The organism is Kamptonema animale CS-326, assembly GCF_028330895.1.
GTDB lineage: Bacteria > Cyanobacteriota > Cyanobacteriia > Cyanobacteriales > Microcoleaceae > Kamptonema > Kamptonema formosum.
This window is the reverse complement of record NZ_JAQMUA010000224.1, coordinates 1-17,996: the sequence shown is the minus strand read 5'-3', so window position 1 is coordinate 17,996 and position 17,996 is coordinate 1. Positions and strand designations below refer to the sequence as shown.

Annotated in this window: 14 protein-coding genes; 6 read left to right on the top strand and 8 right to left on the bottom strand. The window is 43.6% G+C overall.

Features of this window, described 5'->3' with window-relative positions:
• Positions 1-1,087 (bottom strand): response regulator (locus PN499_RS12920; protein ID WP_272032343.1); only part of this gene is annotated, 1,087 nt, incomplete at its 3' end.
• 163 nt (positions 1,088-1,250) lie between these two features.
• On the bottom strand, positions 1,251-3,419 hold the full coding sequence (locus PN499_RS12915; RefSeq protein ID WP_272032345.1) for a hybrid sensor histidine kinase/response regulator: 2,169 nt from the start codon (positions 3,417-3,419) through the stop codon (positions 1,251-1,253).
• Between the two features lie 348 nt (positions 3,420-3,767).
• Here PN499_RS12915 and sodB point away from each other — a divergent pair, with 348 nt between their 5' ends.
• The 3 genes from sodB to ppk1 all read left to right on the top strand — a co-directional run bounded on the left by sodB (position 3,768) and on the right by ppk1 (position 7,146).
• Positions 3,768-4,373, top strand: coding sequence for a superoxide dismutase [Fe] (gene sodB, locus PN499_RS12910; protein WP_007358280.1), 606 nt, complete (start codon positions 3,768-3,770; stop codon positions 4,371-4,373).
• 180 nt (positions 4,374-4,553) lie between these two features.
• Entirely contained in the window at positions 4,554-4,766 is a 213-nt protein-coding gene (locus PN499_RS12905; protein WP_272032342.1) for a hypothetical protein, read from the top strand.
• Positions 4,767-4,983: 217 nt separating this feature from the next.
• Positions 4,984-7,146 carry a polyphosphate kinase 1 gene (ppk1, locus tag PN499_RS12900; protein WP_272032340.1) on the top strand — a complete coding sequence of 721 codons (2,163 nt, stop codon included), beginning with the start codon at positions 4,984-4,986 and terminating at the stop codon, positions 7,144-7,146.
• Between the two features lie 56 nt (positions 7,147-7,202).
• Here ppk1 and PN499_RS12895 read toward each other — a convergent pair whose 3' ends face one another.
• From PN499_RS12895 to PN499_RS12875, 5 genes are all read right to left on the bottom strand, one after another.
• Positions 7,203-7,376, bottom strand: coding sequence for a hypothetical protein (locus PN499_RS12895; protein ID WP_272032338.1), 174 nt, complete (start codon positions 7,374-7,376; stop codon positions 7,203-7,205).
• Positions 7,377-7,472: 96 nt separating this feature from the next.
• The gene (locus tag PN499_RS12890) at positions 7,473-7,754 is read right to left on the bottom strand and encodes a hypothetical protein (protein ID WP_007358276.1); all 282 of its coding nucleotides are present in this window, start codon (positions 7,752-7,754) and stop codon (positions 7,473-7,475) included.
• A 611-nt stretch (positions 7,755-8,365) separates the two neighbouring features.
• Positions 8,366-9,736: a GGDEF domain-containing response regulator gene (locus tag PN499_RS12885; protein ID WP_272032336.1), complete on the bottom strand. Its 1,371-nt coding sequence runs from the start codon at positions 9,734-9,736 to the stop codon at positions 8,366-8,368.
• Positions 9,726-12,389: a hybrid sensor histidine kinase/response regulator gene (locus PN499_RS12880; protein WP_272032335.1), complete on the bottom strand. Its 2,664-nt coding sequence runs from the start codon at positions 12,387-12,389 to the stop codon at positions 9,726-9,728. Before PN499_RS12880 ends, PN499_RS12885 begins: the two co-directional genes overlap by 11 nt.
• 9 nt (positions 12,390-12,398) lie before the next feature.
• Positions 12,399-13,379, bottom strand: a complete 981-nt coding sequence (locus PN499_RS12875; RefSeq protein WP_272032333.1) for an ABC transporter substrate-binding protein — start codon at positions 13,377-13,379, stop codon at positions 12,399-12,401.
• A gap of 390 nt (positions 13,380-13,769) precedes the next feature.
• Here PN499_RS12875 and PN499_RS12870 point away from each other — a divergent pair, with 390 nt between their 5' ends.
• Positions 13,770-14,318 (top strand): DUF2854 domain-containing protein, encoded by a 549-nt coding sequence (locus tag PN499_RS12870; RefSeq protein ID WP_272032332.1) that lies wholly within the window; start codon positions 13,770-13,772, stop codon positions 14,316-14,318.
• 161 nt (positions 14,319-14,479) lie between these two features.
• Here the strand turns inward: PN499_RS12870 and PN499_RS12865 are convergent, their stop codons facing one another.
• Positions 14,480-14,737 carry a CRR7 family NDH-1 assembly protein gene (locus PN499_RS12865; protein WP_272032330.1) on the bottom strand — a complete coding sequence of 86 codons (258 nt, stop codon included), beginning with the start codon at positions 14,735-14,737 and terminating at the stop codon, positions 14,480-14,482.
• A gap of 326 nt (positions 14,738-15,063) precedes the next feature.
• Here PN499_RS12865 and sir point away from each other — a divergent pair, with 326 nt between their 5' ends.
• Both sir and PN499_RS12855 read left to right on the top strand, forming a co-directional pair.
• Positions 15,064-17,043, top strand: coding sequence for a sulfite reductase, ferredoxin dependent (sir, locus tag PN499_RS12860; protein ID WP_272032344.1), 1,980 nt, complete (start codon positions 15,064-15,066; stop codon positions 17,041-17,043).
• A gap of 81 nt (positions 17,044-17,124) precedes the next feature.
• Positions 17,125-17,913, top strand: coding sequence for a 16S rRNA (uracil(1498)-N(3))-methyltransferase (locus PN499_RS12855; protein WP_272032329.1), 789 nt, complete (start codon positions 17,125-17,127; stop codon positions 17,911-17,913).
• Positions 17,914-17,996: the final 83 nt, after the last annotated feature.

The following is a 17,996-nucleotide window of genomic DNA, read 5'->3' as shown; positions in this document are numbered from 1 at the left end:
CTCCCTCGCTCCCCCGCTCCCCTACTCCCTCGCTTCCCTGCTCCCCCGCTTTTCTAGCATGGGCGATCGCAGCTTCACTTACAATGATTGGACAACCATAAATCTTGGTCAAACCTTCTAAGCGAGAAGCAGTATTTACTACATCGCCAATTACAGTAGAATCCATTCTACCGTCATACCCTAAAGTGCCAATCATGCCAATACCAGTGTTAATGCCGATACCGATCTTGACAGGAGCTTTTAAGTTATATTGGTGGCGATTAATATTAAATTCCTGTAAGGTTTGTAGCATTCTAGTAGCAGCAGCGATCGCATCTTGAGCGTGAAAACCTGGTTTATCAAATACAGCCATAATCGCATCACCAAGGTATTTATCAATAAAACCCCGGTGGGAGGCGATGCAAGCACCCATCTGGGTAAAAAAACCATTTAGCCATTCAAAAGTTTCGCGAGCAGCTTGGGATTCTGCAATCGCAGTAAATCCCCGAATATCGCAAAATAAAATTGTAATTTCTTCTTCTGTAACGTTCCCCAACTGAATTGATTCTACTCCTTTAGGGGCAATCCGTTGGAGAAATTGCTCTGGCACAAATAGGCGAAACTTTTCTGAGAGATATTCGTTAACTTCCCAAGCTGCTATTACCTGACGCTTAGTTTGTTCCTTTTCCTGTTGCCGCACTTGCGAGGAAAGTGCTTGCGATCGCATTTGGCTCAACTGCAAAACATTTTCGACTTTTGCCAATAGTAAGCGGCTGTTAAATGGCTTAGTTAAATAATCATCGGCCATCATTTCTAATCCTTTTAACCGCGAACTATCGTCATCCAGAGCGGTTATAAATATTATAGGTATTGTTTTTAAACTGTCGTCCTGCCTTAGACGCTCGCAGACCTCAAAACCATCCATTTCTGGCATCATCACATCTAATAATATTAAGTCAGGTCGGTACTCCTGTGCAATTGAGAGTGCTTCGGAACCGCAGGCTGCCGATTGAGTGTTGTACCCTTTTAATTGTAGCAACTCTTCTAACAGAATAAGATTAGTTGGTTCGTCATCCACCAACAGAATGCAGGGCAAATTGTTTGACATAGTTGATAGCTAAAGTATGTTAAATTTTAACTGTTAACTGTTGACAAAGAACGGGTTATATATAACTTAACCCTATCTATATAGTAGTTATCAAGAAAGTGATGTACACCCTTACAAATTAGCAATAGCAATTAGCAATTACCCAACAGAAATCTCTTTCCCTTCAACAACGGATTAAAGAGTGGATAGTTGCGATCGCAGAATTGAGATCCAAAGGCTTACTTAAATAAGCAGACGCACCCGCAGCCAAACAGCGATCGCGATCTCCCGGCATTGCCAAAGCAGTCACCGCAATCACCGGCACCGATCGCCATAACTTGTGAGCCTTGAGTTTGTGCATCAACTCAAACCCATCAATATCTGGCAGTTGAATATCCATCAAAATCAAATGCGGCAGGGTTTCCAGCGTTGCCAGAGATGAGTCAATCGCCCGCTGCATCGTCTTACCGTCGCTGATTAACTCCACCGTGTACCCCTCCAACTCTAACAATTCAGAAATTAGCATTTGGTTAAAAAGCTGATCCTCCACAACCAAAACTCGTTTGTTACCAATAGATTCGGATTTGGGAATAGCCGCAGAAAGCGATCGAATATCAGAACTAGGCGTAGAAAGCTCCGATCGCATCTCTGTCAAAGGCAGCCAAACCCGGAAAGTGCTACCACATCCACAAATAGATTGAAAAGAAACCGTCCCGCCATGCAGTTCTGCCAGTCGCTTTGTCAGCGCCAGACCCAAACCCGTGCCCTCATGGCGGCGCGTTAAGGAAGAATCTACTTGCTGGAAAGGGCGAAATAGTAGATGCCAACGCTCTGAAGGGATGCCGATACCGGAGTCTTTCACCTCCAAACATAAGTAAGGCGTACTCGCATTCACTGGGGAACAATCCGGTCGATAATCGTCTTCAATCTCCCTACCGTAAGCTAAGCGTCCGCTCAGTTTAACTTGGCCCGCCTCCGGCGTAAACTTGATCGCATTCGATAGTAAATTGATAATTATCTGCCGCACTCGTCGTTCATCGACCAGTACCTTCGTTAGCCGATAATCCAATTCTAAAGACAAAGCAATTCGCTTTTTGTCAGCGCGAGGATGAATCATTTTTAGACAGTCAGTACAGATTTCTTGAATATAGACAGTCTGTAAATCTAGCTCTGCTTTGCCTGCTTCGATTTTAGAGAGGTCGAGAATATCATTGATCAGGTGCAATAGATGTTGACCGCTTTTTTCAATCAGACCAAGATGGCTGATTTGGCGATCGCTCAGCGGGCCGGAAATTTGCCTGAGCAGCAAGTCAGAAAACCCTAAAATGCTATTCAGCGGCGTTCGTAATTCATGGGACATTGATGCTAAAAACTCTGACTTCAACTGCGAAGAACGCTCTAATTCCTCATTAATTTGTCGTAGTCGTTCTTGAGACTCAGCCCTTTCGATTGCCACTCCCAAAGTACGGCAAGCCGCTAGCAGCATATCTTTCTGGGGCGCGTCTTGCAGTTGTTGCAAATTGCGCGACTCCAGAGTTAAAACCCCGATAATCGCCCCATTAGTAGCAGGAATCGGAAATATCCCCAGTTGACCGATAGCTGGATGGCGGAATGCTGGTACAGCGTTGGTTTGAGCAACATAATCTTCAATAAATACGGGTTTACCCGTTTCCACTACTTGCCAGAGCATCCCTTCACCATAGGGGATACCCTGATTGATGATTGCTTGCATTTGGGCTATTGCTGGTTCGCCGTAAGTCGCAATAAATTGAGCAGAAATCTTGTTGGTGAGGACTCTCGCTTGCCTAGTCAGACTTTCACCGCTAATTACCTTCACATCTCCGAAGGCTGCATTCATTGCCTCCACTAGATAACTGAGAGCAAATTGCCCTATTTCCTTGAGACTATCAGAGTTTTGCAGACGTTCGTTAAGACCTAAGAGGAATCTCAGCCGACTTACTTCTGCATTTAAACTAGCTTGAGAACGTTGGTAGATGGTAACATCTCGAAAGTTAAATAGCCGTCCGCCGTTAGGGGTCAGTGTAGTGTAAATTTCCAAACAGTCGCCATTTGCCTGTTCGCAGTAGAAAGATACGCTCTCAGATTCAGTTTGTTGGAAAGCTTGTTTGAACTCCTGCCACTGTTCGCTAGACCAGTAGTTTTGGTTGACAATTTCGGCAAAAAAGAGATCCCAAGAGGGTTTTGTTGCCAGCCACTCTGGAGAAAACCCCCAAGTTTTAGCTAGTTTCTTGTTGAACAGAACTAGACACTGGGAAGAGTCAAAGAGTGCGATCGCATTGTCTACTTGGTTAAGGATCAGTTGTTGCTCTTCCCTCAACCTCTGCAATTCCATCTCCATCATGGGAATTAAAAATTAAAAATTAAAAATTAAAAAACCAAGGAAATTTAGGAATTTTACTACAGACTTCGATCAATTCTCCTCAATCTAGCAGATCCCAAGACGGAAGGCAGATGGGGAGCGGGGGAGCAGGGGAGCAGGGGAGATGGGGAGTAAAAGTTAACCGTTAACCGTTAACTATGTCCTCGTAGTTATGCCAAAATTTCCCAACTGCTATAAAATAAACAGATTGTAAAGATTTGTTGACACTAGCTCAGTTAATCTGAAGCTAGTTACTCTGGGCTAGCATACAAAAGCCGGAAAGTCAACCCCAATACATAACTTTAGAGAGGATTGAACACAATGGCATTTGAACTTCCCCCCCTACCTTACCCCGACAACGCCCTAGAATCAGGCAATATGTCGGCGAAAACCTTCTCATTCCATCACGACAAGCACCACGCAGCTTACGTGACCAATCTAAACAAACTGATTGAAGGCACAGAATTAGCCGATAAATCACTCGAAGAAATCGTGAGCGCATCGTTCAAAGATTCGTCCAAAGCGGGCATTTTTAACAACGCCGCCCAAGTGTGGAATCACACCTTTTTCTGGAGTTGCCTGAAACCAGGTGGCGGTGGAGTTCCCACAGGCGCATTAGCTGACAAAATCACCGCCGACTTCGGCAGTTTCGACAAATTCAAAGAAGAATTTAAGAACGCTGCTGCTACTCAATTTGGTAGTGGTTGGGCATGGCTAGTTTTAGATAATGGCACTCTCAAAGTGACCAAAACTGCTAATGCAGAAAACCCGTTAGTTCACGGTCAAACCCCGTTGCTAACTTTGGATGTATGGGAACACGCTTACTATCTGGACTTCCAGAACCGCCGCCCAGACTTTATTGCCAACTTCCTAGACAATTTAGCTAACTGGGATTTCGCCGCAGAAAATCTAGCGAAAGCTGCTTAGAATTTGAGCGATTGCGGTGCTTAAGTTCTGAAAGTATGAAAGACAGCCGTGTTATTAATTGCGGCTATCTTCTTAAATAGCAAATCTATTTGTAACGCCGCCCTCTGGGCGGTATTTTTACCCCCAGAGGGCGGCGTTACGAAAAGCGTGCGTAAGTCGTAATTATATTTCTGTGAAAAAATGGATAGTAAAGAATTAGCCCAATATATTGAAGCAAGCAATGGCATTTCCAAACCTTGGCTGTTAGTACAACTGCGGATGAAAAAACTTCAAGAGAGATCTAGCGAACTTTCCCTTGAAGAATATACAAGTGAGATCTCACAGATTCACAAAGATTTAATGAATTTAGGCGAATGGTGGATAGGGATCGAAGAGGAAGAATTTGGGAAATAAGTAAATCCACCTAATTAAACATAAGATCGGGATGGCTAAAAAGCTGACTGTATAAACATTCTTCCTTCTCTCCTAGAAAACTAAATCCTTCTTCCTTCTACTTATAGTGAATCTGCGCGATCGCGATCGCCATCCCTTTTAAGCTAAAGTTTTATTCAAAACCCCTCGCAACTTGCGAGCAAACCAGCAAGCTCTAAACACTCAACTCTTCCCAGCCATGTCTAAGAGTAAAAAGACTGCTACCAAAACTGTTGCTGAAATCAATCTCAGCGACCACCAATACTACTTCAACCGAGAACTGAGCTGGTTAGAGTTTAACAGCAGGGTGCTGCACGAAGCCCTCGACCCGCGCACCCCTCTACTAGAACAGCTCAAGTTTATGGCTATTTTTAGCTCAAACTTAGACGAATACTTCATGGTGCGGTTAGCGGCCCTCAAGCAACAGGTAGAAGCAAACGTCAGCCAATTAAGCCCCGACGGCCGCACCCCTCAAGAACAATTAGACGTAATTAACAAAAGACTCTTACCGCTAGTTTCTCAACAACACGCCTATTTTGAGCAAACAGTGCGGCATAAATTAGCAGCAAACGGTATTCACATTCTCGATTACATCGACCTCAACCAAGAACAGCGGACATACCTGCACCGCTATTTTGAAGAACAAGTATTTCCCGTACTCACACCTCTAGCAGTTGACCCCAGCCATCCTTTCCCCTATCTCTCCAATCTCAGCCTCAATCTGGCAGTAGTAATCAAAGGCCCAGATGAGGATGAAGAATTGTTTGCTCGCGTCAAAGTCCCTCAAGTTTTGCCCAGATTTGTGCCTTTACCAGCAGAGTTGCAGTTGCAACAAAAAGGCCAGCGGACAATCTGGACGGGAGTGCCATTAGAACAGGTGGTAGCCCATAATTTGGAATCCCTATTTCCGGGGATGAACATTCAGGAATATCACCCTTTTAGGATTACTCGTAATGCTGACTTAGCGGTAGAAGAGGACGAAGCGGACGATTTGCTGCAAGCAATTGAACAGGAACTCCGTAAACGTCGCTTTGGGGGTTCTGTGGTGCGCCTGGAAGTTCAAGGGAGTATGCCCGCAGTGCTGCGAGATATGTTGGTTGAGGAGTTGGATTTAGGGCAAAAGGATGTCTATGCGGTAGATGGGTTGCTGGGTTTGGGTGATTTGATGTCCTTTATGGCATTGCCAGTACCGGAACTCAAAGATCCCTCTTGGAATCCTGTGGTTCCGCCTCGCCTGCGGCGGTTAAGTGACTCGAATGCGAAGTCTAGCCAATCGGATGCTGATGGGGAAGAAGATATTTTTGCGGTGATTCGTCAGCGAGATTTGATGTTGCACCACCCTTATTATTCTTTTTCGGCTACGGTGCAGCGGTTTATTACTCAGGCGGCTTTTGACCCTGCGGTATTGGCAATTAAGATGACTCTTTACCGGACTTCTGGGGATTCACCGATTGTTAATGCTTTGATTTCGGCGGCGGAAAATGGCAAGCAGGTGGCTGTTTTGGTGGAGTTAAAAGCTCGATTTGATGAGGAGAATAATATTAATTGGGCTCGGAAGTTGGAACAGGTGGGGGTTCACGTTGTTTATGGTTTGGTGGGGCTGAAGACGCATACTAAGATTGTGATGGTGGTGCGCCGGGAAGAAGATAGAATTCGCCGTTATGTACATATTGGTACTGGCAATTACAATCCGAAAACTGCCCGACTTTATACAGATTTGGGGCTATTAAGTTGTCGGGAGGATTTGGGGGCGGATTTGACGGATCTGTTTAATTTTTTGACTGGCTATTCGCGTCAGCATTGTTACCGGAAGTTGTTGGTTGCACCGGTGAATATGCGCGATCGCTTTTTGGCGCTGATCCGCCGGGAGGGGGAACACTGCAAAAATGGTAAGACGGGCAGGATTGTGGCGAAGATGAATGCTTTGGTCGATCCCCAGATTATTGCGGCGCTTTATGAAGCTTCGATGGTGGGGGTGAAAATTGATTTAATTGTGCGTGGCATTTGTTGTTTGCGCCCCGGAGTGGAGGGAGTTAGCGACAATATTAAGGTGATTAGTATTGTGGGCCGCTATCTGGAACACTCGCGGATTTTTTACTTCCAAAATGGGGGTGAGGAGGAGGTTTATATTGGTTCTGCTGATTGGATGCGACGCAATCTTAGCCGTCGAGTTGAGGCGATTACTCCCGTTGAAGACTCGGAAATTGCTAAGGATTTACAGGAAATTCTGGGGATTATGTTAGCAGATAATCGTCAAGCTTGGGATTTGCAGACTGATGGTCATTATATTCAGCGTCGGCCTTCTCCTAATAGTCCTGAAGTCAGTTCTCAGCAAATTTTGATGGAAATGGCTTTGAATTAGTTAACGGTTAACGGTTAACGGTTAACGGTTAACTGTTAACTGTTAACCGTTAACTATTAACTATCAGGAAATGTGCGCTTGAACTCTGCGATTAAGTCGTCAATTTCTTCAATCGCTTGACTGACATCAATTTTAAGAATACCTAAGTCGGGTCTTTCTAGCAGGCGGATTAGAGTTTCGCGCTTGCTTTCGATAGTTGCTACCCGTTCTCTAATTGTTTGTGCATCCATTGTCTGTTTCCTTTGCTACTTTTAACAAAAACATATAAACTATAACAGCCAAAAACTGCTATTATATTTAGCCAGAAAATTGAAGCTGATTTCAGCTTAGCGGAGGAAGGGAGGGCGTTTGGTATTGGCGGGTTTGTTCTTAATCATCTCAGACAAAAATCGCTTCAGTGCTTTCTCACGATTTTTCATAAAAGCTGCCCAGAATCCTGGTTGATACTCATCCATTGTCTTAGCTAATGCCCAGACATCGATCGCTAAGATATTGTAGAGCCTTTCATCCTCGCGCTTGAGGGAGTTAATCTGCTCTAGGATTGACCTATTTTGGTCAACTGGTGGTCTATTGACAGTAGTAGCTTGTCGATTTTCATCTTTGAGCATGGTCTGAGATGGAGTTAAGAGGGTTAGGTTTGGCGATCGCAATCGGCGATCTAGATATCTTGATGATACTGGCGATCTGGATGGCAGTCCCGGATTAACCCAGAATAATTAATTCTCAACTGCTGAGTTTATGTTAGGTCTAGCGGAAATCGCGATCGCTTGACTCTACACCCTGATTTGATGATAATACACTATTGAGTTGAGCGTTGCTAAAATAGGTTACAACTAGGCGGCAAACCTACAGGCGTAAGTTTACACCAAACTCAACTAGAAATATTTATTTTTGCTTGCGGACAAGGATTGTAATATCATCATAAACTTTTTGAGTGCCGATAGGCTCCAGCAGGTCTGCGATCGCCGCCTCTCTGATTTCTAATGCTGACTTATGGCAATTTTGCGGGTCTTCCGTACTTACTGTGCTAGATTTTTAAGAAAGTGTCAAAAAAGCTAGTAGAAGGAAGAAGGAAGAAGGAAGAAAAATTTAGTTATCTAGGAGAGAAGGAAGAATGTTTATACAGTCAGCTTTTTAGCCATCCCGATCTTATGTTTTATTAGGTGGATTTACTTATCTGATACTCAATCCGTTTTTAAGGCTCCCTATTTACATTGTATCAAGTATTTGTAAAATAGCGATCTCGCCCGTATTCTTTGGCTTGATATAGCGCTTTGTCTGCATGAGCAACCAGCGTATCTGGCGGAACTTCTAAGGTTGGGATTAGGGAGGCGATGCCGAGACTAACTGTGATGATATCCTTTACATTAGAATGTTCGTGGGGAATCGCTAAATTGTGAATTATTTGCTGAATCTTTGCCGCTACATTAATCCCTCCCGCTAAATCTGTATTAGGGAGAAGTATCACAAATTCTTCGCCGCCGTAACGCGCCACTAAATCGGCGGGACGATGAACCTCCTGCTGTACTGCTTGCGCTATCTTAATGAGACAATCATCACCTGCTAGATGACCATAATAGTCATTGTAGGATTTGAACTTATCAACATCGAACAAAATTAGTGAAAGTGGCTGTTGTTCTCGCGCCAAGCGCGACCATTCCCTTTGCAGACGCTCGTTAAAACAACGACGGTTAGCAACTTGAGTTAAACCATCCAAATTCGCCAGTAATTCTAGTTTATGATTGGCATCTTGGAGAGCCATTTCGACTTGTTTTCTAGCCGTGATATCACGGATAGTAATGGCAAAACCATCTCCTAACTTCACTGCTACAAAGTGATACCAAGAAGACTCTCCTGACGGAGAGTAAAAATCCAGTTTTAATGGTTCTCCCGTCTCAACAATTTCAACAAAACGAGTAAATAGTTCGGGCTCAAAACGGCTGAGAAATTTCTTCAGTGCTAGCTTGCCGATCGTATCTTCACGCCTACTGCCAAAGGCTCTAGCAATTACAGGGTTGACTACTAAACAACGAAAATCTTCAATATCTCCTGTTCTAGGGTCACGAACGGCTTGCATTGCCGCAATGCCATCAAGGGAACTATTTAAAATACTAGATAGTAATGCTCTGGACTGATAAAGTACCTCTTCTGCTTCCTTGCGTTTAGCAATTTCTTGTTCCAAAAGTCGTTGCTGGCGTTGGATGGTTAACTGATTTTCCAGACGGGCTACAACTTCTTCAATCTGAAAGGGTTTGGTAAGGTAATCAACTCCACCTAAATTAAAGGCAGTCACCTTGTCAAAAACATCATCTAAAGCGCTAATAAATATTACGGGAATTGTGCGTAAACTTTCATCTTTTTTAATGGTTTTACAGACTTGATAGCCATCCATTTCGGGCATTTTGATATCTAAAAGAATCACATCTGGTCGCTTCACTTGGACTGTTTTTAGTGCCATTCTGCCACTGGTGACGCTGCGAACAGTGTAGCCGAGTTTGAGGAGCAAATCGCTTAAAAGTTGTAGATTGTCGGGAATGTCATCTACTAGGAGAATGTTACCTTTACTTTCTGTTTCGGAGTTAGCATTCATTAGTTATTAGGGGTTCCACTAAGTCAACCAACTGTTCAAATTCAAATTGTCGAGCAATTTTTGTTAGTGATTGTATCAAATGAGTCTCTCTCTCTGGAATTTGCCCTATCAATTGTAAGACGAGGTTCGTATTAGCCTCAAGTGCCGCTTCGTATAGTTGACTAATCCATTCTCTCGGCATACAGGTTAGCTGTAGCGATGTTAAGATAGTTTTCGAGCGCTCATCGATTGTGGGCAAATTTGTTTCTGCATAGATATATTTTACACCAAGATGTTTAGCTAGTGTGTCAAAAATGGTGTATTCAGCAAAAGGTTTACGAACAAAGTCATCACACCCAGCCGAAAGCACGATCGCTTTTTCTTCCTCTAAAACACTTGCCGTTAAAGCAATCACCGCTGTAGCATTGCCTTTGGTGGTGGATTTAATATATTTTGTAGCTTCGTAGCCATCCATCACAGGCATTCTCATATCCATCCAAATTAGGTGCGGTTCCCACTCATCCCAAATCGCGATCGCTTCTTTTCCATTACTAGCTTCTTTGACCTCAAATCTCAAAGGACTGAGCAATTTAATTAGTAATTTGCGATTAATATGTTTATCATCTACTATGAGAATTTTATATGTAGGTTGATTGGGAACAAGCCCCAGCACTCGTGGATGTTCTTCTGAAATCTTGGGATTTGTTTCTTGACCCAATTTTGCCTGAATATTGAATTGGAAAGTTGTGCCTTTTCCTAATTTACTTTCTACGGAAATATCTCCGCCCATCAGTTGGACAAATTTCCGACTGATGGCTAAACCTAATCCCGTGCCTTCTTGCATTTCTTTTCCTGCCTGTGCTTGGGAAAAGGCATCAAAAAGCTGTGGCAATTCGGGGACGGCAATTCCCACTCCAGTATCGCGCACACGAAAATGAAGATTAAAAACATCTGTGATTTCTGGCTTTCCCTGAAAAACAGAGAGAGTAATTTGACCCTCCGAGGTAAATTTGATGGCATTGCTAAGTAAATTAATTAAAACCTGACGCAATTTAACTTGATCGGTGCAGATATAACGGGGGACATTTTCATGCCGCTTGAAGACCAACTTTAAGCCAGCATTAGTTGCACTTAGATGGAGCATATCTTCTAAATCATCTAGCAAGAGATGTAAGTCAAAGTCTTTAGGATTGAGGATAGTTTTACCTGCTTCAATTTTCGATAGATCCAGAACATTATTAATCAGTGTCAATAGATAATCGCCACTGCGATAGATGATGCCCGCATTTTCATGTTGTTCCGGCGGCAAGTTTGTGGCGCGTACCATCAATTGAGAAAAACCGAGAATAGCATTGAGAGGCGAGCGCAATTCATGGCTCATGTTGGCAATAAATAAACTTTTAGCTTGATTTGCATTTTCTACTTTTTCTTTAGCAATTACTAGCTCTGCTGTTCTCTCCTGTACCCGTTGTTCCAAAGTTTCAAAAGATGTTTGTAACTGAAGTGCCATATTGTTAAACGATTTTGCTAGTTGACCTATTTCGTCTTTTGAGCTAATTTTGGCGCGGATATCTAATTTACCTGCGCTAAACTGGAAAACTATATTGGTAAGGTAAATTATTGGCTTTGTTAACAGTTGCCCAATGGCGAAAGCGATGATGGTCACTACTCCAGCGATAAATGCAAATAGAAACATTGCGTCACGAATTTGCTTTTCTACAGGTGCTAGGGCAACAGCAAGGGGCTGTACGAACAACACAGACCAAGGTTTATATTGCAAACGAGCGATCGCAATCAGATTAACCCGATCGCCTGTTGCTGCCAAAGATGCAATTAAATACGACTCTTTATTATCCAATGCTTGCTTAAGTTTTGACTCATTAGTTGCCAATTCTTTGACAGAAAAATTAGGTGAACGCCCTTCCCGTTGCAGTTGAGTTACAACATCGGCAGGCAGAGACATAATTGATTTAAAAATCATTTCTGGTGCAGTGCTATGTGCCAGATAAATATAGTTTTCATCTAAAAGAATAGCAAAAGATTTTGCCCCAGCCCGTTCAGTTTGTCGAGTTACTAACTGCTGGACAACAGTAGCATTGTATGAAACACGCAACACACCCAATATATCTCCCTTGGCATTGCGAACTGGACTGCTAAAAAAGAGGGTGACAAGGTCAGGAATTGTCGGCGCTCGCTTCATGCTAGAAACAAAGGATAACCCAGTTTGCAGCGGTTTTTTAAAGTAATCTTGAGTAGATTCATCTTTGCTAATGTTCGATGTATATGTATCTAACACATTTTTACCGTTTAAGTCGAGCAAAGCATAGGAGAGAACATTGATCATATCTTTGCGACTGAGACGAATTAATGTTTCTGTCGCCAATTGCATTTCGGGACTTTCATCTCGCTGTTTTGGATTTAGGCTCAGGTAGCGTGCCAAACCTGGTAAAATCGCCTCTACACGCACCGCATTGAGATTTCCATCAATAAAAGCATCTATTCTATTAGCAGTTTCGTTAGCCGCCGCAGATAAGGCTTGTTTTGCGTTGTCAGTTAGTGCTTTTTCAGTTGTCTGTTTGTTGAGAAATGCCAATAACAGCAACGGACTCAAAGCAACAATGAGAAAGGAGGCGATCAACTTTGTACGGATGCCGCCTAAAAGGGAGTGCTGCATGGCTTTAAACTAGGAGGGAGGGTTTAAGAAAGAAGAATTGAACAAACTTTTTAGCTCAGGAATGCGCGTCACGTTTCCAGAGCGAATAAAAAAGTCTGCATAGATCTTGGCAGTTTTGTAAATGGAGTTAGGGTTGCTAGATTGAAAGAATTTTTGATTTTCACCTAAATCAGTTAGGTTGACTCCCTCCAGAGAGATTGTATTGCTAGGAATTTTTAACGCTTTACTGATGATAGCATTTCCTTCCTGAACATTTGCTTTCCAGTAGGTCGAGGCTTCTAGCCATCCTCGTACAAATGCCCGAACGTCTTCGGGGCGATCGCGGATTATCTCACCACGAAAGACAATCATATCTAAAATCAAGCCAGGGGTTTGTTTGCTGGTAAATAAGATATGTTCCCCTAATTTGATAGCTTCAGAGAGATGGGGTTCCCAAGTGTGTCCGGCTTGAATAGCGTTATTTTTCAGGCGTTGAGGAATTTCTGAAGCCTCTACTTTAACCAAGTTCACATCATCGCTGGTTAAGTTGGCAGTTTTCAACATTTCAGTCACGAAAATTTCGCTAAAACCGCCTAGATTTGCACCTAGCTTTTTCCCTTTCAAGTCAGCGACGGTTTTAATTTGCGATTGAGCGACTACCACATCTGCGCCTGTTGATTCATCTATAACCACCACGCCTTGTATATCTGGATTTGTGGCACTCAAGTTGATAAAACTTCCCAAGGTCAATATTATAGCATCATATTTACCCGCACTGAAATTTGCTATCTCCAATTGGATGTATCGTTTATAAATTAATTCCACATCTACCCCTTGGGCTTTGAAGAATCCTTTTTCTTGAGCAATGATGCCTGAATGCTCCCCAACAAAAGATGTAAATTCCACTTTCAAAGGAGGGTGTTTTAATGGGGTGGGTGCCGAAGCATGACAAGCAAATAGCAAACAGGCGGTAATCAGAGAAATACTAATGTATCTAAGTAGTTTAAGCATAGTATCCTCGATATTTTTTAATCATTATTGTCGCTCAAAGGTTCAGCTAAAGTTTGTATTTCGTAAATTTGAGTAGAAATTTCGTAGCGAGAGAGAGCGAACATAGTTGCAATTACTTAGGGGGCTGCGATCGAGCCAGACGGGATCAGTTATATTCTAGCTGGTAAAAACTTGTGGAGGGTAATTGTAACGCCGTCCCAGAAAAATGTGCAAGTGCGATCGCACAGAAGCAAGCTTATAAAAACGTCCAATTTCTGCTAAACTCTTATCGATCTGGACTTAAGAATCAATAACAATTCTTAATTCTCAATTAGCAATTAGCAATTATCCTGTTCTCATGCAACTGAAAACTGCTATATTCTGTGCATCCCACAAACTAACCTACTGAATATGTTACGTCAAATTTCTTTAGCGATCGTCGGCTTAGTTGTCGGCAGTATTTTAACAATTGGTGGATTTTGGGCCTATTTCACGGGCAATCCTACCCTCAATCTGGCAGGATTTTTTTACGGAGTTCCACTGCTACTCGGAGGTCTAGCCTTGAAAGCCTCTGAACTCACCCCAGTACCTTTCACCACACCCACAACTCCCGAAGTATTGGCCCTGCGAGAACAGCAGGCTACGCCTACTCAAAATCAACTTCGTAAGGATGTAACTCGTTACCGCTATGGTCAAGAAGCTCACTTAGATGATGCTCTTAAACGTTTAGGTTTAGCTCCCACAGATGAGGAAAGACCTTTGCTCAAAGGGTTGCAAGAAATTACCATTGATGGTGCTTATACTTTAGTTCTGAAATTTTATTCGCCGTTGTTTCCTCTAGAAACTTGGCAAGAAAAACAGGATAAAATTGCTACTTTTTTTGGCCCTGGTTTAAAAGCTCAAGTTACTCAACCTGCTGAAAATCAAATTGATTTGGCTTTAATTGCAGCCAAAGCTTAGGGAAGGAAAAGGTAATCAGGAAGAGGGGGAGATGAGGTAGATGGGAGAGGTGGGGCAGATGGGGAAGGTGGGGGAGATGGGGAAGATGGGAATGTATTTCCCCCAATTAGCAATTAGCAATTAGCAATTAGCAATTAGCAATTAGCAATTAGCAATAAATGTTACTTTTCCAATCGCACAGCATACCATTGTAAAAAGTTTCCAGGCCCGACATCTAATTCACAGTAAGTGTCAATCAAATGTTGGGCTTGAGCTTCCACAGAGGTAAATTTTTGCACTTCCCTCGGCAAATCATCCTGCCGCTGAGCTAAAATCAGCTTCAGCTTTTCTAGCAGTTCTGCGGTAGTCAAGAATTGCTCTGGCTGATTTTGCTCCAAGACTACAAAATGGTTTTCTTCATACATTAATGAATCTGGCATTTTTGTTCCTCTATCAATTATTCGTAGCTCAGCTAAGACCGTATCGGCGCTCAGAATATATCCCGCAAAGTAGCGTTACCAGCAATTCTAACTCACCTAACGCCGCCCTCTAGGGAGTGAAAACACCTCCTGCAAAGTCACCTTACCGAGCAATCTTAAATTATTAATTACGATCGCAACTTCGCCATGCCCTCATGTTAAAATAAAATGATTGAACACAATTCCCACCGGATTACCGCTATTAATTTTCCTACTCAAGCATTTTTGAGTGATTTTGTCAAGGAATATACAAGTAAATTTTGCTGATTACAACTGGCACTGCATCCATGACTCAAACTCCGATCGCTCCCACCCAACGCAAGCTCTCTAAAGCAGAAGGCTGGAAAGAACGCAGCAACTACCTGCGGGAACCCGTTGCAACTGAGCTGTTGCAAGACACAACGCATTTCACCGAAGACGGCATTCAGATCCTCAAATTTCACGGTTCCTACCAACAGGACAACCGCGACAATCGGGTTAAGGGTCAGGAGAAAGACTTTCAAATGATGCTCCGCACCCGCAATCCTGGGGGATTCGTGCCGCCGGAGCTCTACCTGACCTTAGACCGACTCTCTGAGGAATATGGCAACGGTACGCTGCGGGCCACGACTCGTCAAGGTTTCCAGCTACACGGCGTTTTGAAGAAAAATCTCAAAGTCGTGTTTTCGTCAATTATAAAAAGTATGGGGTCAACTCTAGGAGCTTGCGGCGACTTAAACCGCAACGTGATGGCACCGACAGCACCCTATAAAAATCGCCCAGACTATGCGTTTGCTAGACAGTACGCCGAGAATATTGCTAACTTGCTCACACCCCAGACGGGTGCTTATTACGAGATTTGGCTGGATGGCGAAAAGGCAGTGACGGCCGAAGAAGACCCAGCGGTGACGGCGGCGAGACAAGAGAATAAAAACGGGACTATCTTTGAGGACAAGGAAGAGCCAATTTACGGGGCGCAGTATATGCCCCGGAAGTTTAAGTGCTCGGTGACAGTACCGGGAGACAATTCCATTGACTTGTATTCCCAGGATCTGAGTTTGGTGGTCATCGTTAACTCCGCTGGGGAGTTAGAAGGGTTTGACGTATTTGCTGGTGGGGGTTTGGGTCGCACTCACAATAAAGAAGAGACTTTTGCACGGGTAGCCGATGAGATTTGCTATGTAGCAAAAGATGATGTTTACGATCTGGTTAAGGCTGTTGTGGCGACGCAAAGAGATTATGGCGATCGCGCCGACCGCCGCCACGCCCGGTTAAAATATCTGATCAATGACTGGGGCGTGGAGAAATTCAAGGCAAAAGTAGAAGAGTATTTTGGCAAACCCTTAACAGCTTTTAAGCCACTACCAGAGTGGAAATACTACGATTTCTTGGGTTGGCACGAACAGGGTGACGGCAAACTTTTTGTCGGCATTTCCATAGAAAATGGTCGAGTTAAGGATGAAGGCGGATTTCAGCTAAAAACGGCGCTGCGGGAAATTGTGCAGAAATACAACCTGCCGATGTTAGTTACACCGCACCAAAATGTACTGATTTACGAGATTTCAGCCGATAGCAAACAGGAAATTCAAGGAATTCTCGACCGCTGCGGAATTAAATCGGAAACTGCGATTGACCCCTTAGTACGCTATTCAATGGCTTGTCCGGCAATGCCGACCTGTGGGCTGGCGATTACTGAATCAGAACGGGTAATACCGGGAATTTTAGACCGGATTCGGGCAGTTTTAGAGAAATTGGGAATGCCGCAGGAACATTTTGTGGTGCGGATGACTGGTTGCCCCAATGGATGTGCGAGACCTTATATGGCAGAATTGGGATTTGTTGGGAGTGCGCCTGAAGCCTATCAAGTTTGGCTGGGTGGTTCTCCTGACCAAACGCGGCTAGCAAAACCTTTTGAGGAGAAAGTTCCTTTTAATGGCCTGGAAACTTTTCTAGAGCCGATTTTTGTTTGTTTTAAACAAGGACGGAATTTAGGAGAGAGTTTCGGAGATTTTTGCGATCGCGTTGGGATGGAATATATCCGTCATTTTGTAACCAACTACCCATCTGCTGCCTCGATGACCACTGAGCTCAATGAATTAGAAGTTACTGCCAGTAACGACAATGGGGATGAGACAAGCCCCGCAGGTGCTGCCAAAGTCCGTCGTCGAATTAGCGTTCGCGATGAAATCTACAGTGAGCTGAAAGATGAAGCAGCCCGTCAGGGTAAGCCAATAACACAGCTAGCTACAGAGGCAATCTCGGCTTACTTGAAACAAATCAAGGAATAAGGCTGAGCCGATGGTAGGTTTTAGATTGTAGATTTGAGATTGAATAAAATCTTGGATTGAATATCTAAAATCTAACGTCACATGGCCCAATTACAACGATTAGCGATCGCTCCTTCTCAACTCCAAGATCGACAAATTATCCTGACTGCACAACAGCAGCATTATTTGTATCGAGTTTTGCGCTTGAGAGAGGGCGATCGCTTTTTGGCGATGGACGGGCGGGGGCATTGCTGGCTGGCTGAGTTGGCCGCAATAGATGCAGTTGCCGTTATACAAGAGGAAGTTTTTATTAAAAGTGAGCTGAATGTAGATGTGACGCTGATGGTGGCTTTGCCCAAGGGAAATGGCTTTGATGATGTTGTGAGACAGGCGGTAGAGCTAGGGGTATATTGTATAATACCTGTAGTTAGCGATCGCACCTTACTCAAGCCGAGTTCTCAGAAGATTGAGCGGTGGCGGCGGATTGCGGCTGAGGCGGCCGAGCAGTCAGAACGGCAAATTGTACCTGTAATTTTAGAACCCGTTTCCTTTGCAGTTGGGGTAGAAAATTGCGATCGAAAGTATAGATATATTTGCGTTGCTCGCGGCAATTCACAGCATTTATTAGATTGCTTATTAGATAATAAAATAGAAAAGGAAGAATCACCAATCACCAATCACCAATCACCAATTACCAATCACCAATTACCAATTACCAATTACTCATCGATTGTAATCGCTACAGGGCCAGAGGGGGGATGGACGGAGAAGGAAGTAAAAAATGCGATCGAGTTTGGTTTTCAACCTGTGTCTTTGGGGAGTAGAATTCTGAGAGCAGTGACAGCACCGATTGTTGCATTATCAATAATTGCCGGGGTATTAGATATTTGATCGGGACTTACGCACGATTACGTAATGCCGCCAACAGGCGTGGTAAGTAGTCGGACATAATTAAACGTAGGGTGGGGGGGGGG